The 20,995-nt window shown below is 72.7% G+C and carries 20 protein-coding genes and 1 pseudogene; 10 read left to right on the top strand and 11 right to left on the bottom strand.

Annotation, left to right across the window (positions count from 1 at the left end; genetic code table 11):
* From ACFVYN_RS16885 to ACFVYN_RS16875, 3 genes and pseudogenes are all read right to left on the bottom strand, one after another.
* Positions 1–731 (bottom strand): annotated as a pseudogene (locus ACFVYN_RS16885) (Toxic cation resistance protein); the annotation flags it as partial.
* A gap of 175 nt (positions 732–906) precedes the next feature.
* Complete coding sequence (locus tag ACFVYN_RS16880) at positions 907–1,881, bottom strand: endonuclease/exonuclease/phosphatase family protein (protein WP_389998626.1); 975 nt, start codon at positions 1,879–1,881, stop codon at positions 907–909.
* A gap of 9 nt (positions 1,882–1,890) precedes the next feature.
* Entirely contained in the window at positions 1,891–2,637 is a 747-nt protein-coding gene (locus ACFVYN_RS16875) for an alpha/beta fold hydrolase (RefSeq protein ID WP_389998623.1), read from the bottom strand.
* Positions 2,638–2,726: 89 nt separating this feature from the next.
* Here ACFVYN_RS16875 and ACFVYN_RS16870 point away from each other — a divergent pair, with 89 nt between their 5' ends.
* Positions 2,727–4,055 (top strand): PLP-dependent aminotransferase family protein, encoded by a 1,329-nt coding sequence (locus ACFVYN_RS16870; protein ID WP_389998621.1) that lies wholly within the window; start codon positions 2,727–2,729, stop codon positions 4,053–4,055.
* Here ACFVYN_RS16870 and ACFVYN_RS16865 read toward each other — a convergent pair.
* Together ACFVYN_RS16865 and ACFVYN_RS16860 are read right to left on the bottom strand one after the other, a co-directional pair.
* Positions 3,964–4,797: a hypothetical protein gene (locus tag ACFVYN_RS16865; RefSeq protein ID WP_389998618.1), complete on the bottom strand. Its 834-nt coding sequence runs from the start codon at positions 4,795–4,797 to the stop codon at positions 3,964–3,966. The two genes, ACFVYN_RS16870 and ACFVYN_RS16865, sit on opposite strands and share 92 nt — an antisense overlap.
* A 108-nt stretch (positions 4,798–4,905) precedes the next feature.
* On the bottom strand, positions 4,906–5,334 hold the full coding sequence (locus ACFVYN_RS16860) for a hypothetical protein (protein WP_389998615.1): 429 nt from the start codon (positions 5,332–5,334) through the stop codon (positions 4,906–4,908).
* A 129-nt stretch (positions 5,335–5,463) separates the two neighbouring features.
* Here ACFVYN_RS16860 and ACFVYN_RS16855 point away from each other — a divergent pair, with 129 nt between their 5' ends.
* From ACFVYN_RS16855 to ACFVYN_RS16840, 4 genes are all read left to right on the top strand, one after another.
* Positions 5,464–6,609 carry a PP2C family protein-serine/threonine phosphatase gene (locus ACFVYN_RS16855; protein WP_389998612.1) on the top strand — a complete coding sequence of 382 codons (1,146 nt, stop codon included), beginning with the start codon at positions 5,464–5,466 and terminating at the stop codon, positions 6,607–6,609.
* A gap of 70 nt (positions 6,610–6,679) precedes the next feature.
* Complete coding sequence (locus tag ACFVYN_RS16850) at positions 6,680–7,843, top strand: hypothetical protein (RefSeq protein WP_389998609.1); 1,164 nt, start codon at positions 6,680–6,682, stop codon at positions 7,841–7,843.
* A gap of 77 nt (positions 7,844–7,920) precedes the next feature.
* Positions 7,921–8,073 (top strand): hypothetical protein, encoded by a 153-nt coding sequence (locus ACFVYN_RS16845; RefSeq protein ID WP_389998606.1) that lies wholly within the window; start codon positions 7,921–7,923, stop codon positions 8,071–8,073.
* Between the two features lie 91 nt (positions 8,074–8,164).
* Positions 8,165–8,728 (top strand): tellurite resistance TerB family protein, encoded by a 564-nt coding sequence (locus ACFVYN_RS16840; RefSeq protein ID WP_389998603.1) that lies wholly within the window; start codon positions 8,165–8,167, stop codon positions 8,726–8,728.
* Positions 8,729–8,740: 12 nt separating this feature from the next.
* Here the strand turns inward: ACFVYN_RS16840 and ACFVYN_RS16835 are convergent, their stop codons facing one another.
* On the bottom strand, positions 8,741–8,932 hold the full coding sequence (locus ACFVYN_RS16835) for a hypothetical protein (protein WP_389998600.1): 192 nt from the start codon (positions 8,930–8,932) through the stop codon (positions 8,741–8,743).
* A 133-nt stretch (positions 8,933–9,065) separates the two neighbouring features.
* Here ACFVYN_RS16835 and ACFVYN_RS16830 point away from each other — a divergent pair, with 133 nt between their 5' ends.
* From ACFVYN_RS16830 to ACFVYN_RS16820, 3 genes are all read left to right on the top strand, one after another.
* On the top strand, positions 9,066–10,412 hold the full coding sequence (locus tag ACFVYN_RS16830; protein WP_389998597.1) for a tetratricopeptide repeat protein: 1,347 nt from the start codon (positions 9,066–9,068) through the stop codon (positions 10,410–10,412).
* A gap of 21 nt (positions 10,413–10,433) precedes the next feature.
* Positions 10,434–10,685, top strand: a complete 252-nt coding sequence (locus ACFVYN_RS16825; RefSeq protein WP_389998594.1) for a hypothetical protein — start codon at positions 10,434–10,436, stop codon at positions 10,683–10,685.
* Between the two features lie 465 nt (positions 10,686–11,150).
* The gene (locus ACFVYN_RS16820; RefSeq protein WP_389998591.1) at positions 11,151–12,002 is read left to right on the top strand and encodes a GAF and ANTAR domain-containing protein; all 852 of its coding nucleotides are present in this window, start codon (positions 11,151–11,153) and stop codon (positions 12,000–12,002) included.
* A gap of 9 nt (positions 12,003–12,011) precedes the next feature.
* Here the strand turns inward: ACFVYN_RS16820 and ACFVYN_RS16815 are convergent, their stop codons facing one another.
* Complete coding sequence (locus ACFVYN_RS16815; RefSeq protein WP_389998588.1) at positions 12,012–12,806, bottom strand: hypothetical protein; 795 nt, start codon at positions 12,804–12,806, stop codon at positions 12,012–12,014.
* 351 nt (positions 12,807–13,157) lie between these two features.
* Entirely contained in the window at positions 13,158–13,694 is a 537-nt protein-coding gene (locus ACFVYN_RS16810; protein WP_389998814.1) for a TetR/AcrR family transcriptional regulator, read from the bottom strand.
* Positions 13,695–13,817: 123 nt separating this feature from the next.
* Between ACFVYN_RS16810 and ACFVYN_RS16805 the strand changes: the two genes are divergently transcribed.
* On the top strand, positions 13,818–14,744 hold the full coding sequence (locus tag ACFVYN_RS16805) for a DMT family transporter (protein WP_389998585.1): 927 nt from the start codon (positions 13,818–13,820) through the stop codon (positions 14,742–14,744).
* A 123-nt stretch (positions 14,745–14,867) separates the two neighbouring features.
* On the opposite strand, the gene ACFVYN_RS16800 is transcribed toward ACFVYN_RS16805, so the two are convergent.
* Genes ACFVYN_RS16800 through ACFVYN_RS16790 form a run of 3 tightly spaced genes read right to left on the bottom strand, consistent with a single transcriptional unit; the run spans position 14,868 to position 19,986 of the window.
* Positions 14,868–18,245 carry a S8 family peptidase gene (locus ACFVYN_RS16800; RefSeq protein WP_389998582.1) on the bottom strand — a complete coding sequence of 1,126 codons (3,378 nt, stop codon included), beginning with the start codon at positions 18,243–18,245 and terminating at the stop codon, positions 14,868–14,870.
* Positions 18,245–19,321 carry a CU044_5270 family protein gene (locus ACFVYN_RS16795; RefSeq protein ID WP_389998579.1) on the bottom strand — a complete coding sequence of 359 codons (1,077 nt, stop codon included), beginning with the start codon at positions 19,319–19,321 and terminating at the stop codon, positions 18,245–18,247. The genes ACFVYN_RS16800 and ACFVYN_RS16795 overlap by 1 nt, the downstream gene beginning before the upstream one ends.
* On the bottom strand, positions 19,318–19,986 hold the full coding sequence (locus ACFVYN_RS16790) for an RNA polymerase sigma factor (protein WP_389998576.1): 669 nt from the start codon (positions 19,984–19,986) through the stop codon (positions 19,318–19,320). The genes ACFVYN_RS16795 and ACFVYN_RS16790 overlap by 4 nt, the downstream gene beginning before the upstream one ends.
* A 183-nt stretch (positions 19,987–20,169) precedes the next feature.
* Between ACFVYN_RS16790 and ACFVYN_RS16785 the strand changes: the two genes are divergently transcribed.
* Positions 20,170–20,995, top strand: an 826-nt coding sequence (locus ACFVYN_RS16785) for an AraC family transcriptional regulator (protein WP_389998573.1), incomplete at its 3' end; no start/stop codon positions are given.

The following is a 20,995-nucleotide window of genomic DNA, read 5'->3' as shown; positions in this document are numbered from 1 at the left end:
TCCACGGCCGTGTCCTGCGTCACCGGTTCCTCGGCAGCGGGCTCCTCGGCGACCGAGTCCTCGGCCACCGGCTCCTCTGCGGGTGCCTCGGCCTCTGCCCCCGGCTCCGCCTCCGCCACGGGCTCCTCGGAAGCGATCTCCTGGGTGACGGCCTTGTCGGCGACCGGCTCCTCGGCGACCGGCTCCTCGGCCACGGGCTCCTCAGAGACGGCTTCCTCCGAGACAGCCCCCTCGGCGACCGGCTCGTCGGACGCGGCTTCAGTGACCGGTTCCTCGGCCACGGCCTCCTCGGCGACCGGTTCCTCGGCCACCTTTTCCTCAGCAACGGTCTCCTCGGCGACCGTGTCCCCGGACACCGGCACCTCGGTCTCAGGCGCCGGTTCCTCGGACGTCGCGTTCTCCCCGCTCGTCCTCTCGGTCGGCTCCGGCGCCCCTTCCGGAGACGTCTGCTGCGGGACTGTCACCTTGTCGAAGGCGGCCGCGACCAGTTCGTGCTCGGACTCGGTGGAGAGTGTGGCGGTGCGGGGTTCGGGGACCGTGGCCGCCGGAGGGGTCGGCGTCGGTTCGGGGACCGTCGCTGCCGGCGGGGCGGGGGTCGGCTCGGGTGCCGGAGACGGGAGCTTCGGCGCCGCCTCCTGCGAAGGAGTCGTCTCCGCACCCTCTGCCTCGGTGGCAGCGCCCTTGCGTGATCGGCCGCTGAACGCGTTCCGCAGGAGAGTGAGAATGCCCATGTGCGCAACCCTTCGCATGAGTTGTAGCCCGTCAATCCCTGGCCAGGACGGACACGTAAGGTTAGCGGCCCCGGAGGGCGATCTTGGCAGGGGCGGGTGGCCAGGGCCCCGGGCGTCAAGACCTACTTCCGGACTTCACCCGCGCGGGACGTCAACTTCGCGGACAAAGACGTACTTACCGTGTCTGAACGGCTGGGAAATCGTGCAACGTGACCTTCACCAGCAGGGCGCGGTGGTCGGTGTCCGCCAGGTCCAGGAAGCGGGCGTCGCTCACGGAGAAGTCCGCCGACACCAGGACGTGGTCGATCTGCGCGCCGATCGCCGGGGCGGTGCGGGCCGGCCAGGTGGGCGTGCGGCCGGAGCCGGCGAGGCGGGCCGCGTCGCGCAGTCCGGTGTCGAGGATCGCGCGGAAGGCCGCGTGGTCCTGGGAGGCGTTGAAGTCGCCGGCCAGGACGGTCGGGGTGGCCGGGACAGCCCCGGCCGAGGCGGCGAAGTCCCTGATGTCTCCCAACTCCCGCCGCCATACGTCCAGTTGTCCGGGCAGTGGCGGCATCGGGTGCGCGAGTTGCAGGCGTACCGAGTGACCGCGTACGTCGGCGACGGCCCCGGGCATGCCCATGGTGCTGCCCTGGATTCCGGTGGCTGGTTCCAGGGGGAAGCGGCTGAGGATGACCGACCCCGTCGAGCCGGAGCCCTCCACGGACCGGCGGTACGGATAGCGCGCGGACAGGGACCGCCGCAGCGTCGCCGAGCAGCCGTACTCGCACTCCTCCACGAACACGAGGTCCGGCGTCTCCTCGCGGACGGCGGCGACGAGGGCGTCGGTGGCCTGCCCGAACTCGACGTTCGAGGTGAGGACCTCCAGTGACGCGAGCACCCGTCCGTCCGGTTCGGTGCCCTTGCCGTAGGGCGCGAGGAACCACGCCAGCAGCCCGAGGACGACGGCCGCCCAGATCGTCCCGGGCCACCAGCGGGTCAGCAGGGCGAGCGCCAGGCCCGCTGCGACGGGTGCGAGCAGCCACGGGAGGAAGGCGAGGAGCTGGGGGACGGGGGTGACGCCGTCCGTGTCGACGAGCCGGCATCCGACGACCGCGCTCACGGCGGCGAAGAGCAGGGCTGCGGTCCAGATGCCGAGGCGCCGTCGGGTCACCGCCCGAGCCTACGAGCGGGCGTCGGCCTTCGCCAGGAACTCACCGAGGACCGTGTTGAACTCCTCGGCCCGTTCCAGGTTCGGCAGATGCGCCGCGCCTTCGAAGACGTGCAGCTCCGACTCCGGGAGCGCCGCGTGCATGGCCTTCGCGTCGGCGACCGGCGTATAGGTGTCGTCGGCGCCCACGGCCACCAGCGCCGGGACCGTGACCCGGGTGAGCAGCTCGCGGTAGTCGGGTCGGGCGGCACGGGCGCGCAGGGCCGCCGCCGCGGACGTGGGACGGGTGGCCGTCATCATGCGGTGCACGTGTGCCTTGACCTCGGGGGAGGCATACGGCGCGACCATCTTCTCCAGCACCTCGTCGGCGTACCCGCGCATGCCCTCGCGCAGCAGCCGGTCCGCCATGGCGTGCCGGACCCGCACCCCCTCGGGGGTCTCCGCGGCCGGGAAGGTGTCGGCGAGGACCAGGCCCCGGATCCGCTCGGGGAAGAGCCGGTAGCAGTCCATGGCGATCTGGCCGCCCATGGACAGGCCCGCGAGGACGCAGGTCCGTACGTCGAGTTCGTCCAGCAGTGCCTCGATGTCCTGCGCGAACCGCTCGAAGCGGTCGACCTCCGCGGTCGCCGCCGAGGCGCCGTAGCCGCGCAGGTCCGGGGCGAGCACGCGGCGGGAGGCGGCGAACGCCTCGATCTGCGGGCGCCACATCGTGTGGTCGAAGGGGTGGCCGTGGACCAGGACCAGGGGGATCGCCGTCATGACGCCGACCCTAGGTCGGCCCCACTTCTCGGTGCAATAAAATCATTGCCCTCAGTGCAATCAGGGGTCAGATCAATCAGGGGGTCCTCGTGCACGACTACCGGCGTATCGCCGACCGCATCGCCGCCGACATCACGACCGGGCGGCTCCGGCCCGGCGAACGCCTGCCCCCGCAGCGGAAGTTCGCACGCCGGCACGGGATCGCCGCGTCGACGGCGGAGCGGGCGTACGGCGAACTCGTCCGGCGGGGGCTGGTCGTCGGCGAGGTCGGACGCGGCACCTTCGTGAAGGCCACCGCGCCCGGCCGGCCCGGCAGGGGGCTCATCGAGGACGCGGGCACGCCCGTCAACCTGGAGCTCAACTATCCCTCCGTCGAAGGCCAGTCGGAGCTGCTCGGTGACACTCTCGCGCCCCTGCTGCGGCCCGACGTCCTGGCCGAGGCCCTCCGTCCGGCCGCCGCCACCGGCACACCGGCCGCGCGTGAGGCGATCGCCGCTCTCCTCGCCACCCCCGGCTGGCGGCCCGACCCGTCCCGGATCCTCTTCACGGGCAACGCCCGCCAGTCCGTCGCCGCCGCCCTCGCCTCCCTGGTACGCCCTGGCGGCCGGGTCGGCGTCGAGGAGCTGACGTATCCCGTGGTCAAGGAGATCGCGGCCCGGCTCGGCATCACCCTGGTGCCGCTGGCCACGGACGAGGACGGCCCGCTCCCCGAGTCGGTGGCCGCCGCCCACCGCACGGCCCCCCTGTCGGCCCTCTATGTGCAGCCGACCCTGCACAATCCGACGTCCGTCACCATGAGCGCCGGGCGCAGGCGCCAACTTGCCGCCACCGTGAGCGACTTGGGCATCCCCGTCGTGGAGGACCGCATCTGGTCCTTCCTGGCGGAGGACGACGATCCCTTCGCCGTGCACGCCCCCGCCCTCACCCACATCGTCGACGGTCTGTCCAAGCGGGTCGCGCCCGGGCTCACCGTCGGCTTTCTCGTCGTACCGCGGCAGCGGGTGGACGCGGTGGCGGACGCCGTCCGGTCCGGGGGGTGGAGTGCGGGGCGGTTCGCGCTGGAGGCGGGGGCGCGGTGGACGGTGGACGGGACCGTGGCGCGGCTGGTCGAGGCGAAGCGGGCCGACGCGGCGCGCAGGCAGCGGGTGCTGGCCGAGTGCCTGGACGGGTTCGCCGTACGGTCTGATCCGCGTGCGTACTACGCCTGGTGGGAACTGCCGGTCCCGTGGCGGGCGGACACCTTCACGGCCGCCGCCGCGGCGCTCGGCATCGCCCTGACGCCCGGGCCCTCCTTCGCCGTCGACCCGAGCCGTACCCCGGACGCGGTCAGGCTCGGGCTCGCGTCGGTTGCTGTGCCGGATCTGGAACGGGCCCTGCGGAGCCTCGCCGGTCTCGCGGCACGCCGTACCGGCCGGTGAGCCAGCAGGTCACAGCCACCGCCAGGCCGACGGCCACCAGCAGCCAGGAGACCGTGCGCAAAGTGCCCGTCAGGGCGTCGTAGACGGCGCCCGCGGCCGGGCGGCGCACTGGGTCGGGCAGGTCGGTCAGGGTGAGGCGGCGGCCGACGGCGACGGCGAGGGCCAGCAGCGCGCCGCCGAGTGCCGTGCCGAGGGCGGTCGCGGTGAGGGCGCGGCGGCGGCAGGCGGCGACCGCGATACCGGCGACGGCGAGGGCGGCGGCCGAGACGGGCAGCCAGAAACCGGCGACTTCGAGCACGTCGTAGCCCTTCCGGAGACGGTCCAGTTCGGACGCCGGGAGCACGGCGACCTCGGTGCGGGGCAGGACGGCCCGGTGCTCCACCCGGGCGGCGATCGGGGCGATGTCGACGGTCACCTCGTGGTGGCCGCCCTCCCGCAGTGCCTTCAGCACGGCCTGGTGGACCGCCCTGTTGCCGGCGTTCCACGCGGTGGCGAAGGCCCGGGTCCGGGTGAGGGAGCGGATCAGGGGCCGGGCCGGCTCGCCGACCTCGTCCTCCACCGCGTCCGCGACGCTGTCCTGCACGGCGGGGTCGGCGGCCAGCGGTGCCAGCGCCGTGACGTACCGGTCCGTGTCGGCGAGGCCGTACGCCGCCCAGGCCGCCGACGCGCCGAAGGGCACGAGCAGACAGGCCAGGGCGATCAGGGCGGCCGACAGGGCGCCGCGGACACCACGGGAGCTCACCCTTCCAGGCAAAACGGTCGCGGTCGGCCGCGCGAGCCGTGGAGCCGGTGATTGCGCCCTCCGGGGGAGGACTCACCCGAACGGATGCCTCAGGGACCGTGTGGGCCGCTAGCGGATCCGGTTCCCCTCGGCGTCCTCGTGCGTGTAGTAGCGGTAGAAGAACACGACGAAGATCCCCGCCGCGACCACCAGCCCCAGGGCCGTCGAGCGCAGCACGCTCTCCCCCGACTGGCTGTACAGGAACCCGACGGACGCCCCGGCGAAGCCGGACTTCACGGCCGAGTGGAGTTCCCGCTTCAGCAGCGGGGCGAACGTCGCCACCGCGATGCACAGCACGATGAACGCGATCGCCGTGACACAGCCGAAGAGTACGTTCCAGCCGGTGATCGGCCCGCCGTCACGGCGGTTCGTCGCGGCCCAGAAGCCGTAGACCAGCCCGAGTACGACCGGGACGCCGTACCTGGCGGCCGTGTGCACCTTGGCGCCGAAGACATCGGGTGTCCGTGAGAACCCGCCCGCGGGTGCCGTGTGAGCCATGAGAGCACTCCTCTCTCCACCCCGATACGCCCCGACTACCAGAGCACACCTGGGACGGGGCGCAGGCAAGTCGAACGGCGGCGGGAAGTTCCGTTGGCGGCGGAAAGCGCCCCGTGTTTCGCTGACCCCATGAGCGGTGTCGGCCGGGGACAGGTGCTCCGCGTCCGCGGCCGCAGTGTCGCCTGGGTGCCACCGCTCCTGCTGCTCGCCGCGATCACCGTGATCGACTTCAACACGGGCGCCGAGTTCCGGATGATCTCCTGGGTCGTGCTGGCGCCCGGCATCGCGGCCGCGATCTGCGGCGTCCCCGGCACCGCCGCCTTCGCCGCGCTCGCCCTCGTCACCTATGTGGTCGCCGACAGCTTCTGGCCCCACCAGTACCGGTCCGGCCTGCCCGACTTCATCCTGGTCGCCGTCGGCGGCATCCTCGCCGTCCTGGCCTGCGCGGTACGGCTGCGCGGCGAGCGCAGCATGCTGCACATGCGGGACATCGCCGCCACCACCCGCCGTACCGTGCTGCGCCCGCTCCCGCCGGTGTGGGGCGGCCTGGAGCACGCGGAGGTGTATCTCGCCGCCGACAGCGAGGCCCGCGTCGGCGGCGACTTCTACGACATCCAGCCCGGCCCGCACGGCACCCGCGTGCTCGTCGGAGACGTCCAGGGCAAGGGGCTCGGCGCGGTCGAGGCGGCGGCCGCGCTGCTCGGCACGTTCCGTGAGGCGGCGTACCACGAACCCGACCTGGCGACGGTCGCCGAGCGGCTGGAGATCCGGGTGAACCGGCACGGCGCCCATGTCACCGCGCTCGGCCGCTGCGACGGCGACCGCTTCGCCACCGCCGTCCTGCTCGGTTTCCCGGAGACCGGCACCGGGGTGGTGGAGGCCATGGTCTTCGGCCACGAACCGCCGCTGGTGGTCGGCCCGTCGGGGGTACGGCCGCTGCTGGCCGCCGACGGACTCCCGCTGGGCCTTTCCGCCCTGACCGCCGACGGCCCCCCGCCCGTGCACCGCGTCCCCCTCGACCCCGCCGAGACGCTCCTGCTGACCAGCGACGGCGTCACCGAGGCCCGTGACGGCACCGGGGAGTTCTACGCCCTCGCCGACGACGTGGCCCGCGCTCTCGCCGCCGACCCGCGTGCCGTCGAACCGGGCCGCCTGGTGGCCCTCGTCCGCGACGGCACCCTCGGGCACTGCGGTGGGCGACTGCTCGACGACACCACCGTCTTCGCGGTGCGCAGGGCCGACGAGCGGGCAGGAAAGGGACGTTTGCCGTCCTGATAACTCCCCTTCGCAGCCGCAGCGGTTACCGTGCTGCGGTACGTGATCGACGGGGGATGGGGAGGGACCGATGCCCGGAACCGTGCTGCTGCTCGCCGCCTCACCGGTGGGCAAGAGCCGTCTGGTGGACGCGGCGTCCGTGCTTCCCGTCCTCGCGGCCGTGCCGCCGGCCGTGCTCTCGGGCACCGACACCGCCAACGTCGTCGAGCTCGTCGACCCCCTGGAACCGCAGGCCGTCCTGACCCGCCTGCGCGCCGTCGCGGCCACCCCGGGCCCGCTCACCGTGTTCGTCACGGGCCAGCTGGCCCTGGACCGCCGCCAGCACCTGCCCCACCTCGCGCTGGCCCGCACCACACCGGCCACCGTGCGCTACACCGCGCTGCCCTGGCAGTGGATCCGGGAGGAGTTCCGGCTGCGGTCCCCGGGGTCGACGACGCTCTTCGTCGACCTGCACGCCGACGCCGAGGCGTGGGGGTGGCTGCACACGCACGCGCTGGACTCCGGCCGCAACAACGCGGTGTTCGGGCGGATCGCGCCGCCGCCGTCCCGGCGTACGGTGGCCGGGCCGGCGTACATGAAGACGATCGCGACGATTCTGCGCAGCGGGTGGCGTCCGCCGGTCGAGCAGCTGCATCAGCAGGCGTTCACCAGGCTGGGCCCGGAGGCGTACGGGGACCTCGCGCTGACGGTGCCGCCGGTTCCGGTGGCCGCCCCCGGGAGCTTCGCCGCGAGGCCCTCGTACCGGCCCGAACGACCTCGTCCGCAAGCTCCGGTCGGGCCTGTGGTCCCCGCGCCGCCTCCTCAGGAGCCGCAGGACCCGCACGCCTATATCGCCGCCGCTGTGCAGAACGGCCGGCACCAGGACGCCGAAGCCGTCGCCACCGCGCACCAGGAGGCCGCAGCCCGCACCCAGGGTCCCGCCTCGGAGCAGGCCCTGCACTGGTCCGAGGTCCGCGCGGACCTCGCCATGTTCGCTGGGGACCCGGTGCGCAGTTGCCGGATCTGGCTGACCGTGGCCGAGGCGCGGCTCGGTGCCGGGCAGGGCGTGGACTCCAAGCCGGTGGAGACGGCCGTCGACCGGGCGCATCACCAGTGGGCCCAGGTCCGTGACGTGGAGCAGGTCCGGCAACTGGGCATCGTGCTCGCGGGGCTGCGCATGCGGGTGCCGGGGCGTCGGCAGGGCGCCCTGGAGAACGTGCAGACGCAGCTGCGCAGGCTCCAGACGCAGAGCTAGCCGGCCCTGAGGAAGCGGCCGCCGACGGCGAGGGGGAGTGAGCTCGGCACCGGCCGGCCGCCGTCACCGGCACCGGAGTGCGCGTCCGGAACACCGGCACGGGCCGCCGGACCGCCGACCTGGACGACACCGGCAGCGCGTGTGGCGGCTCACCGTCCCGGGGCGTCGAGGGCGGCACCGCGTGGTGCGCCCGCGTCCCGGAGGTGCCGTACCGGCGCGTGTGCGGCTGACCCGTACGGCCCGGTCGGCTTGGGGGAACCTTTACCCGGGGTCGGCCGTTGCCAGGGTGAGATCACTCAGACGAGTACCGAGGTGACGTCGATGGCACTGTTCGACCGGCTCAAGGACCAGGCCAAGAGCCTCCAGCAGCAGGCCCAGGGCGGGCGCGGCACGACGACCGGCGGGCATGGGCAGGCGCACGGACAGGGCAGCTCGCGCGGCGGTTCGCGCGCCCAGCTCGTCGGCGTGCTGAAGACCCAGCTGGGCTCCCTCAAGACCGAGTTGAAGAGCGGCGCCTACCGGGACGCGAGCATGGCGATGTGCGCCCTGGTCGCGGCGGCGGACGGCCATGTGGACGCGGCGGAGATCCAGCAGATGGAGTCGCTGATCCTCGGCAACGAGGTGTTGCAGAACTTCCCGCCGGAGCAGCTGCGCACGCGTTTCCACAAGCATGTGGACCAGCTCACCCGCAACTTCCCGCAGGGCAAGGCGGACGCCCTCCAGGACATCGCCAAGGCTGCCAAGAAGCCCACCGAGGCGCGCGCGGTGATCCAGACCGGCATCGTCATCGCCGGCGCGGACGGCCACTTCTCCCAGGCGGAGCAGACGATCCTGAGAGAGGCCTGCGCAACCCTGGGCTTGCAGCCCGCGGAGTTCCAGCTCTGAGAGGGGGCCGGCTCATTCCGATGTGTGCCCGGTGATCCGCTGGACCTGGACCTGGACCTGGACCTGGTCCGCCCGCTCGGCCGGTCTCTGACCCGTCGCCTTCGCCGGTCCCGCGTTGGCCGCCAGGACCAGTGTGGCCACGGCCACGACGGCGGCGGCGAAACCCCTCGTGTAGCGCGCGGTGGTGCTGGTGCGTTCGAGCACGGCGACCTCGCAGCGATGCGGTGAGCACCCGGTGAGTACCCAGAGTTGTGACGGCGTATTAAGCACGGTTAATACGCCGTTTAACCTAGGGGCTGCGGGAGCCGAACGGCAAGAGGGGCTTGGGGAGTTGGCCATGTCGGAGCGGGACGACCCGGGCGTCATCGGGCGACGGGTGCAGCAGCTGCGGGTCCAACGCGGGCTGACGCAGAAACAGCTGGCCGAACCGGCCTACACGCCGGCCTACATCTCCACCCTGGAGTCCGGGCGGGTACGGCCCTCCGACGACGCGCTCCGGCATCTCGCCGACCGCCTCGGCGTCGGCTTCGAGGAACTGGCCACCGGCCGTCCGGCCCGTCTCGTCATCGATCTGCGCCTGCGCCTCACCGAGGCCCAGCGCACCCTCGCCACCGGGGAGGCCGAGGAGTCCGCCGTCCAGTACGCCCGCCTGCTCACCGAGGCCGACGCGCTCGACCTCGCCGAGATTCGGGCCGCCGCCCTGCTCGGGCTCGGGGAGTGCGCCGTGGAGACGGGCGAACTCCGCGCCGCCCGCGTGTACTTCGAGCAGGCCGAGAAGGCCCTCGGCGACGACGTACCCCTGCCCGCCCGCGTTCCCGCCCTGCGCGGACGCGCCCTCGCCCACTACCTCACCGGTGAACTCCGCTACTCCGTCTACCTGCTGGAATCCACCATCGACGAGCTCAACCGCGGTGGCCTGCACGACCCGGACGCCCTGCTCCTCCTCTACGCGAGCGTCATCGGCCCCTACATGGACATGGGCGCCCACGCCCGCGCCGCCCAGGCCGCCGAACTCGCCCTCGCGCTCGCCCCGCAGTCCGGCGACCCCGCCCTCGTCGCCCGCATGCACCGTTCCGTCGCCCGTACCCTGCTCGCCGAGGGCCGGCTCGCCGAGGCCGACGCCTCCCTCGCCAAGGCCGCCGAGCTCTACCGCCGGCTCCAGCTCCGCACCGAGCTCGCCAACTGCCACTGGATGCGCGGCTACGTCTACGCGCAGAACGGCGAACTGGAGCGCGCCGAGGCCGAGTTGAGGCAGGCCCTCGCCATGCTCTCCGCCAAGCGGGCCGCCCTCTACTCCAGCCAGGCCGCCGTCGAGCTCGCCGACGTGCTGCACCGGCGCGGCAAGTCCGACGAGGCCGCCGCCCTGCTCCACGACGTGCTCAGCGACCTCAGCTCCGAGCGCGGCGCCCTGCACTCCGCCGCCGCCCACCGCCTCCTCGGGATCATCGCCGAGGACGCCCGGGACACCGAGGCCGCCGAAGAGCACTACGTCCGCGCCCTGAGCCTCCTGGAGCGGGCCGGCGCCGCCGGTGACCTGGCGGACCTGTGCCGCCTGCTGGGTGATCTGCTGCGCCGTACCGGACGGGTCGAGGCGGCGCTGGACGCGTACCGGACGGGCCTCGGACACCGTACGGCCCCCGGCACCACCACCCTCGGACCCGCACCCGCACAGCCCCCTCTATGACGATTCCCGGCTTGTGTACACGTGTGTCCGGTTAGCCTGCGCGGGTACCTCACCCGGCTCCTCGTCACCTGCTGCGCGGCCGACGCCACCACCAGCAGGGTCGAGGTGCGCGGCGCCGCGGGCGGGGCCCCGCCGGTCGACACCTGGGTCACCGTCACCGGCACCTGGCACCCCAGGGGCGAACCCGGCACCGACGGCGCGTGGCCGCCGGTCGTGCACGCGAGCGCGGTGCGGCACGGACGGCAGCCGGCGGATCCGTACGGGAAGCGCTGAACCGGATGCCGGGCCGGCCGCCGTCCTTCTTCGGTGGACGGCGGCCGCCCCGGTGGGACACGCGCTGCGGCGCGCGGTCCTCCTGGAAGGTCCCCGGCCCGCTCGGGGCGGCGGGAGACGCCCCGGTCGGCATCGCGGAACGGGGACGAAGAGCACGGCACGGCCCGGGTCGTCGGGGGAGGGACGAGCAGGGCACGCGGGCGGCTCCGGCACGGTTCGACACGGTGCGGCCGCTCCCTGACCGTCACGGAAGACCGTAGTGAATCGGTGTGCGGTCCGGGAAGGGAGCCGGAGCGGACTCACAGGGCCGGACCGCCGGGGCCCGTCGTCTGTTTCGCCCGGGGGACGAGGGGTAGCCGGGCGGTGCCCCTGAGCGGGTACGCCACGAGCGGCGCCCCCCGCTCCCGGTGAGCCTGCTCGGGGGCGACGACGACAGCTCCGCGTCGACCGAAGGAGGCGGTGACCGTGGGGCCCAGGGACGTGAACGGTGATGCCCACGGTGACGAGCCCGGTCGGGAGCGTGAGACCGGGCGCGATCGCGAGGTCGGGCAGGACCGCCGGTCCAGGTGGGAGGCCGACCACGACTCCGAAGCCGCCCCCCAGCCGCTGTGGGAGCAGGTGCGCGCCGCCGAGGTGATCGCGGCGGGGGTGCGGGGCGCTCAACCCGGGGAGATTCCGGGCAAGTTGTGCGTGGCCGCTGTCGAGCTGCTGCCGGTGGGCGGTGCGAGCGTCTCGCTGCGCAGCGACGGCATGCCCGTCCAGCTCAGCGCCAGCGATGACCGGGCCGCTCGGATGTCGGACATCCAGGCCACCCTGGGGGACGGGCCCTGCACGTCCGCCGGGTCGACCGGCACCGCCGTGTACGCCACCGATCTGACGTCCGAGCGGGACGCGGGCCGCTGGCCGGTCTTCGCCCAGCAGGCCACCGCCGCCGGGATACGGGCGGTGTACTCGATGCCCCTCGGCAACGACACCGTGTGCGTGGGCACCCTCGACCTCTACCGCGACGTCCCCGGTGAACTCACCCGGCGTGAGGTGCGCGTCGCCGAACTCGTGGCCGGCGTCATGACGGCGGCCCTGACGGCCCTGCCCCGGGGCGAGGAGGACGGCCCCGAGGGCGACGCCCTCTGGCTCAGCGGCCTGGCCCCCGCGCACGACGAGGTGTACCAGGCCATCGGCGTGATCATGGTGCAGCTCGGCGTCGACTCGGACGAGGCGCTGGCCCGGCTGCGCGCGCACTCCTTCGCGCACAACCGCACCGCGCTCGAGGTGGCGCACGACGTGGTCCGGCACCACGAACGGTTCGACCGGGACTGACCGGACCGCTCACACCTCCACCCGCCCCTGCTTCCGCACCTCCGTCAGCCGCTCGGCGCCCAGCTGCACGGCCGTCCGCGTGGCCGCTGTCTGCACCTCGCCGAAGCCGCCGTTCGTCACACTGATCGCGCCCTCCCCCACGCGGAGGGCGGCCACGTCCAGCGTGAGGGTCGTCGGCTCGCCGTCCGGGGACTGCCCGGTCAGCAGCACCCGCAGCCCCTGCCGGGCGTCCCCCACCTCCGGCAACGGCATCTCGCTGACCTGCACACCCAGAACGGCCCCCGTGGTCGTGGTGGCCGCGAACTGCGCGCACGTCCGCGGCAGGCCTTTGAGCCAGGCCAGGGTCTTGTCGATCTCAGTCGGCGGACGTGCGAGCACCTGGTACCGCATCTGCGCGTGGTTCCACTCGTCGTCCATCCCGACGACCGCACGGGGCTGGGCGTCGGTCCCGAAGAGTTCGTCCGCGTACAGCGCGTCGAGCAGCCGCTGACACTCCCGCCGGTCGGCCTTCGCCTTCAGCACCCCGTCGTGCCAGGTGGCCACCCCCTGACTCGGCGTCCAGGGCTCACCGAGGTCCGCGTCGGTGACGAGCGCGGCCTGCGTCATGGCCTCGGTGAAGGCCGACGACGGGGTGGGGGACGCCTTCGGAGACGGTGGCGGCGCGCTGCTGGGCGGCGTGATCGGCGGCTTCGCAGCGGTGGGCGGCGTGGAGAGCGCGGAACAGGCGGTGGCGGCGAGGAGCCCGCAGAGGGCGAGAGCGGAGGCGGCGGCGCGGGCGGCGCGGGGGGTGCGGGGCGGCGTCATGCTTCAAGTGATCACCGGGTTCCCGGAGGTCACCAGTGCTCCGGGCCGTACGGGTTAGTGGGCGCTCGGTGCCGTCCATGGACGTGCCTTGCGCGATGGCCTCCGGTCCGGGCCCCGGATGCGCCATGGTGGTCCTGTGGATCTCGAGCCTCGACGAGTACCGCCTGCTGACCTTCCCCACGGTCCTCGGCACCGGCGAGCGCCTCTTTCCCGCCGACAGGCCCACCACTCACCTGGAGTGCCTCTCGGCGGAGCGGTCGGGTGCGGCTCCTGACGCGGTACCGGAGGGTGCGGGGCTGACTCGACCGCCGGCTGGGCTCGAACAAGCGGTACCCGGCCCCGAGCCGGGTCCTACGCCCCCTGCCCGCCGACCAGCGCGGTCGCCTCCTCGCGGGCGTACCCGATCGGGTCGGTGAAGACGCGCAGCCCGTGGGCGACCATCGCGCCCTCGTGCAGCAGCATGAGCGTGCGGGCCTGCTCCGGGGCCAGGTCGGTGAAGAGGCGGAGCATCCACTGCTTCTGGCCGGCGATGACGGCGTACGCCGGGTGGGCGGGGTCGCTGATCTCGGCGTGGGCGTTGACCATGGCGCACCCCTTGGGGCTGCTGTCGTCCATCCATTCCCGGGAGGCGTCGAACACCGCGCGGACCCGCTCGACGGCCCCCGGCCCGGCCGCCTCCAGCCGCTCCATGACATACGCCCGCCAGCGCTCGTCCCGGGCGGCGAGGTACTCCACGACGATCTGCTCCTTGGAGCCGAACCGGTCGTAGAGCGTCTTCTTGGTCACCCCGGCCTCGGCGGCGATCAGGTCCACGCCGACCGCGTGGATGCCGCGCTCGTAGAACAGCCGGGACGCCGCCGCGAGGGCGCGCCGCGCACCCGGGGTCATGCCGACCCGCCGTACCTGCCCTGAACCGCCACCGTTGTCTCCCACCCTCCCGACTATACCGATCTGTATAGTGGTGGCCGCAAGGAGGTATACAGATCTGTCTAGTCACGGGTGGTGACCCCCATGAACGTCCTGCTCTCCGCCGCCTTCGTCGTGTGCTGGAGCTCGGGATTCGTCGGCGCCAAGCTGGGCACGCAGGACGCCGGTGCGACGACACTCCTGATGTGGCGCTTCCTGCCGCTGGCGGCCGTCCTGGTCGTGTTCACGGTCCACCGGGCCCGGGCTTCATGGCGCGCCCTGGCGCCCCGCGACCTCGCCCGCCAGACCCTGATCGGACTGCTCTCCCAGAGCGGCTACCTGCTCACCGTCTACTACGCCATCCAGCTCGGCGTCTCCAGCGGTACGACGGCCCTGATCGACGGCACCCAGCCGCTGGTCGCGGGAGCGCTCGCCGGCCCGCTGCTGCGCGAGCACGTCTCGCCCCGGCAGTGGCTTGGCCTGTGCCTGGGTCTCGGCGGAGTCGCCCTGGTCACCACGGCCGACGCGGCGGCGACGACGGGGGTGGCCTGGTGGACCTACCTGGTCCCGTTCGCCGGGATGCTCTCGCTGGTCGCGGCCACCTTCCTCGACCGGCGCTCCCGCACCGAGGTGGCCCCGGCGGTGTCGATGACGGTCCACTGCGCCACCAGCGCCGTCGTCTTCACGACCGCCGCCCTCGCCACCGGCACCGCGACCCCGCCCACCACCGGCTCCTTCTGGCTGGCCACGCTCTGGCTCGTGACCCTCTCCACCTTCGGCGGCTACGGCCTGTACTGGCTCGTCCTCCAGCGCTCCGGAGTCACCGAGGTCAACACCCTCATGTTCCTCATGGCCCCGGTCACGGCCGTCTGGGGAGCGTTGATGTTCGGCGAGCCCTTCACCACGCAGACCGGGGTGGGCCTGGCGGTCGCCTTGGGGGCGGTGGCGGTGGTGCGCGGGCCGAACTCCCGCAGGACGGAGGCGCAGTCGGAGGCGCAGTCGGAGGCGGAGGCCGAGGTCGCCGGTCAATGAAGGGTGGGCCGGTGGATGAGCTCCTGGATGTCATCGCGCCCGACGCGGCAGTGGTGATCCCGGACAGAAACGAACACTCGTCAGCCAAGGCTGACGAGTGTTTCGCGGGCTGCGACCTGTGGGTCAGGTGAGGAGGTACGCCTTCAGGATCGTCGCCGCGTAGGTGTTGCCCTCCTTGTCGGTCAGGGTCGTCTTGAAGGAGACCGAGTGGGCCTTGGCCGGGTGGTTCAGGACAAGGGTCTTCTTGCCGTGGTAGGTGGCTACGCGGGCGGCGGACCAGGTCGCTCCGGCGTCGTAGGAGACCTTCACCACCAGGGACTTCAGGTGCTTGGCGGCCGGGCCCTCGATGGACAGCGGGACCGTGGTGCGGTGGCCGGAGGCGGCCGTGCCGGTCAGGGTGAGGGCGGGATGGAAGCGGACGGTGGACAGGGGCAGGAGGGCGGAGGTGTCGGAGGGTTGTGACGTGCGCTTCGAGGTGAAGGTCCAGGCCGCGGTCAAGCGGCTGGTGGTGCCGGCCACCGTGGCCGGGCGGGTCAGGTCCGTGCGGATCGTGTAACGGGCTGGGCCGGCCGGGAGGTTGTCGACGGTCTGGCAGAGGTCGCCGTCGTTGTCGAGGAGCGTGCTGCCGCCCGCCGTGACCGTCGTGTGCCGGGTGGCCACGGAGTACGCCGGGTGGCCGGCGCCGTCGGCCAGGTCGGGGACGCACAGGTCGAGCGTGTCGCCGCTGCGCCGCGCGCCGTACGCGCCGCCGACGAGCGGGCTGAAGACGCCCACGTTGTACGTCGACTCGTACGTCCGGCCCGCCCGGTAGGACACCGGGCTCTTCACGTCGTAGAACAGGTCGTAATAGTCCCCGGAGGCGCTCGGCTGGCCGAGGCCGACCGTCCAGCGGAAGCCCTTGGGCGTGGTGACGTAGGTCTTCACCGTCGCCGGAAGCGGGAACGGGGCGCTCACCGTGCCCGACAGGGAGGGTCCTTGCCACACGGGGTTGACGATGCCCTTGCGGTGGGCGACGGAGGAGCCGAAGTGCTGCTTCACCAGGGCGAGTTCGCTCATGCGTGCCGTGTGCCGATAGCCGGTGGGGAAGCGGTCGGGCAGGTTGTAGAGGAGGTTGTAGGTGGTGCTGCCCTTCTGCCACAGACCGCTGATCTGCGTGCTGACCTTCCCGGGCGCCGCGGCCGGCCCCAGCGTCGCGGTGCGCACATTCGTGAGCGTGCCCCAGATCAGACTCGAGTTGTGCGCCTCTCTTCCGGCGCCCATGACGAAGTTGATCCGGCCGTCCCCCATCTTCCCGCTACCCCTCGGCGGAGTGATTTCGACCGGTCTGGCCTTGCGGGCGTCGAAGGTGACCGTCGTGTCCCTGGTGATCGAGAGCTTCGGCCGGACGAGGGCCGTGGCGGCCTCGGCTCCACCTTCGGCTGCGTACATCACCGTGTTGACGACGAAGTCACCACGGGGGACGCGCACCCTGTAGACGCCCTTGGCGATCTGCTGCGAGTCGTCCAGGGGCGTGATCAAGTAGTCGCCCGAGTGGCTGTAGATCTCGGTCAGCGGCGAGCTGACGGGTTTTCCGCCGCGGTCCAGGAACTTCAGGGTCAGATCGTGTGCCTCGGCCTCGCGTACGACGCCGAAAGCCGTCCGTACGACCGTTTCGGTGCCCGGCTCGGTGGCGATGACCGCGCCCGAGTACGCGCCGTCCGCCGCCTCGGTGCGGGTGTCCGCGGTGAGGTCTACGCTCGCGGTGCCGCCCGCGGGGACGGTGAGGTGCGGGGCGCTGAGCCTGAACATGCCCTCGGGCGCGGTCTGCCCGGACGGGCCGGTCGCGGTGGCGGCGAGGTCCAGGGTGACCGGAGAGTCGCCGTCGTTGCGGTAGGTGACGCGCCGGGTGAGGGGCTGGTCGTCGGAGTGGGGCCACTGCTGCTCGCCGAAGGACACCGAGGTCTGCTCGCTCACCACGGTCTGGGTGAGCGCCCGCGCCACGGCGACCCGGCCGGTGCCCTGCCGGTAGCCGGTCAGGCCGGCCGTGGGGGCGGCGGAGGCGGTCAGTGCCTGCTTGATCCGCTCACCCGTCCAGTCGGGGTGCCGCTGTGCCAGGATCGCGGCGGCCCCCGCGACATGCGGCGTCGCCATCGACGTACCGGACATGGAGACGTAGCCGTCAGCCGCCGGGTCGCCCAGTTCACCGTGCGCCGCCTTCGCCGAGACGATGTCCACGCCCGGCGCGGTGAGGTCGGGCTTCAGCGCGCTGTCGGCGGTCGGGCCGGTGCTGGAGAACTCGGCGACAGCGTCCTTGCCGTCGACCGCGCCCACCGCGAGCGCGGACTCCGCCGTGCCCGGGGAGCTGAGAGTCCCGGGCCCGGGACCGTCGTTGCCCGCCGCGGCGACGGTGAGCATGCCGGTGCTCCTGGCGAGGGCGTTCACGGCCGTCTCGACCGGGTCGTTCCCCGGGCTGTCGGGCTGGCCGAGGCTGAGGTTGGCCACCTTCGCGCCCTGCGCTGCGGCCCACTCCAGGCCGGCGATGACGCCGGAAGTGCTGCCCTGGCCGCTGTCGTCCAGCACCTTGGCGTTGAGGATCTCTGCGCCGGGCGCGACGCCCCTGTACAGGCCGCCGGATCTGGCTCCCGAGCCGGCCACGGTCGCCGCGACATGCGTGCCGTGGCCGAGACGGTCGTCCGTGCTGCCGCTGCCGCTGAAGTCCTTCGACTCCGTGACCACCGAGGCGAGGTCCGGGTGCGTGGTGTCGACGCCCGAGTCGAGGACGGCGACCTTGACGCCCTTGCCGTCGTACCCGGCGGCCCAGGCGCCGGGCGCGCCGATCTGTGTGACGTTGCCGCTGGCCTCCCCCTGCACCGACCGCGCCGTGAACCGGCCGTCCAGCCAGACCCGGGCGACTCCCGGGGCGGAGGTGAGTTCATGCCAGGCGTCGCCGGCCTTGGCCTTGGGCACGGTGAGCGCGGCGCCGCCCACGCTGGGCAGGCTCCGGCGTACGGTGACGTGCGCGTCCGCCACCAGCGACCTCTGGGTCTCTTTGCGCCGGGCGCCCTTGCCGTCGTACGACACGATGAGCGGGAGTGCGCTGCGCCGGGTGTCGTCGTATCCGGCGCGGGTCAGGGCGTTGACGTCGAACAGCCGCTTGTCCAGCGTGCCTTGGCCGATGCGGGCGGCGGCGTCGGCCGGCAGGACGTACTGCTCGCCGCCGAAGCGCCGCACGGACACCGGGACGTTCTCGCGTCCCGGCGCCTGCTGTACGCCGGTCACCCGGCCCCGGGCGTCGATCTGGACCCGGTCGCCGGTGATCAGGGTGACGAACCGGGCGGGTGATCCGGCGCCCGTCGGTGCGGCGGTGGCCGCACCGACGGCTCGCGCGCCGAACTCGGAGGCGGTGCCCGCGTCCGCGGTGCGCAGTCCGAGTCCGGTGCCGGTGTCGGCTACTGAGATGCCGGTCGTCAGTCCTGCGAGGAGCAGGGCGGCCAGTGCCGCCGGTGAGGATCGGATGCGCATCAGCGGGCCTGCCCGGGGACCTGCTTGCTGGCGTCGACGATGGCGCGCTGGGTGATGGCGCTGGTGAAGGTGACGGTGCCGACCTTGAAGGGGCTGTCTGCCACCTTGTTGACCACGACGTTGCGTTCGCCGAGGAACTGCAGGGTCTTCTTGTCGAAGATCCACTCGGTGCGCTCGCCGGTGTCGTCGTTCTGGCGGGCGATGGCGACGCCGTGACGGCCGGTGGCGTCGACCGCGTCGTCCACGGCTACGACGCCGGGGATTTTGGCTGCGGCCTTGTAGAGGGTGGCGGTGAGGTCGGCGGGCGGGTAGCTCTCGGTCAGCAGGTCACCGATGGCGACGAAGGCCGCCTGGTCGCGGGGTACTTCGGGGTCCCGGACGGCGTCGGAGTCGCGGTAGATGCGCTGCAGCAGCTGGGTGGGGTCGGTGGGCAGCTTGGCCAGGGCGTTGTAGGCGGAGTCGAGCGGGGTGTCGCTGGAGAGGGTGATGCCCTTGTCGCTGGTCTCGCCCGCTTCGATCAGCCAGCCGTTCTTGCCGTCGAGGGAGTTCCAGATTTGGCGGGAGTGCAGCTTCTGGCTGACCACGGTGGTGTTGTTGTCGACGGTGTGGGGGTAGGTGCTGGCCACCTTCGAGGCGATGTAGACGAACTGGCCGGCGTGCGGGGTGGGTCCGGAGACGTCGGCGGCGGCCAGGGAGATGCGGTCCAGGAGCTGGGGGGCGCCCTTGGCGTCGGCGGTGCCGACCTGGGTGGTCAGTGCGGGGCCGGTGGCCGAGGTGTCCGTGCCGCCGTTCCCGTTGCCGCCCGACAGGGCGAGGCCGGTCACGACCGCGCCGGCCAGGGCGAAGGCCGTGGCGGGCAGCAGGATCGCACGGCGCAGGAACGGGTTGCGGGGACGCGCGGTGCCGGTCGGGCGGCTGTCGGTGGGGGTGGTGCGGAGGTCGTCGTGGATCTGGGTCATCATCTGCTCCTTGTGGAACTGGTGGCGGCCCGCCGGCAGGTCCCGTGTGACGCCGGGCAGGAGGTACTGGGTCTGCGTCCACTCGGCCGGGTGCGGCTGGGAGGGGCTGGCGTTCACCGGTGTCCTTTCTGTGCGGACCGGATCACGTATCCGCGATCACCTGTTATCTGCCGGTTGGTGGCGGTGGGTTCCCGTTTTTCTCCGAGCAGTTCCGCGTTCTTTTTCCTGAGGAGTTCCGCGTCGGTGAGTTTGCGGAGCCTGCCGCGGGCGCGGGAGAGCCGGGAGCGGACGGTGCCGGCGGGGATGCCGAGGGCGAGGGCGGCCTCGGCGTACTCCATGCCCTCCCACAGACACAGCGTCAAAACCTCGCGTTCGGGGCGTTTGAGGAGGCTGAGCGCGGTGAGGGTGGCGGCGATCCGACGCCGGTCGCCAAGCCGTCCAGCGCTCTCCTCGGCGTGGTCCTCGACCTGCGCCTGGGCGGCGCCCGCGGCTGCCGCCGCCTGGGCCGCGTTGCGGTAGCGCCGGTTGCCGCGGTACTGGGAACGGGCGACATTGGTCGCGATACCCAGAAGCCACGGCCGCAGCGAACCCCCGTCGGTCTCCACCGACGCACGGCGCCGCCACGCCTGCATGAACGTCGTCGACATGACGTCCTCGGCCGCGGACCAGTCCGCGGTCAGCCGGAAAGCGTGGTTGTACACCGCGCGGGCGTATGCGTCGAAGAGTTCGGCGAAGGCGTCCGGATCCCCAGCACGCACCCGGGTTCGCATATCTGTGGTCACGCCCTGAACTGCCTGTGTAGGCGGGCGAGTTCCAGTGCCCTACGTCACACTCTTGAGCCAGGACAGCCAGTGTTCGACGCGGGTGCGGATTTCGCGGTGCCCGGCGTTGTAGTCGCGTTCACCCCGGCGCTCCTCACCCGTCTCGGCGGGATCGGCGTCGTCGGGGTTGGATAATGTTCAGGGATGTATCGCTGGAACGAGCGTGGTCTGATCCCGACGCCCAGAGCCTGGCGGGAAGCGTTCATCGACCTGCACGGCGAGAGCCGGGTCACCCTTACGGATGCCGGCCCGTGGGCGGGTCGGCTGGAGTGGCAGCGGTCACGGTCGTACGGCATCGCGCTCTGCGGCAACGTACGCGAGGAGTTCGTGCGGGAGCGGCGGCACATCCGGACAGACCCGCGCGGAGCGTTCGAGCTACTGGTGCCGACCGCCGGGAGCGCCCAGGTGGAGCAGGCCGCGGGCGCGGGCGAGATCCGGCCGGGCACTCTCGCGCTGTGCGACGTGGACCGCCCGTTGACCTTCACCCACGGCGAGGAATTCCAGTCGGTCGCGCTGATCGTCCCCGGTGAGGCGATCCACCGCCGTAATCCCGCCGCGGCCCGGGATCCGCAGGTCTTCGACGGCACCGTGGGGCTCGGCCGGCTGATCCGGCAGACGGTGCTCACCCTCCAACAGGAGCGGGAACACTTTTCCGAGGCAACCTTCGACATCGCCTGCGACCAGTTGCTCGACCTGCTCTGCCTGGCCGCTGAAGGCGCCGGCGACTCGGCGCCGGCCGCCCAGCGAAGAGAGGTCGAGGCGCAGGTGAGGCAGTACGTCCGCCGTCACGCCGCCGACCCCGACCTCTCCATCACCGGCATCGCCCGGGCCCTGGGTTGGTCGGCGCGATATCTGCAAGACGTGCTGCAAGCCGCCGGCACCACCTCTCGTGAGCTGATCCGCTCGGAGCGGCTACGGCTGGCCCGGACCCGGTTGGCCGGTTCAGCGTGGGACAACCGGTCGATCGCGC

The sequence above is a fragment of the Streptomyces sp. NPDC058307 genome (genome assembly GCF_042880295.1).
Lineage (GTDB): Bacteria > Actinomycetota > Actinomycetes > Streptomycetales > Streptomycetaceae > Streptomyces.
This window is presented reverse-complemented; position numbering and strand designations above follow the sequence as displayed.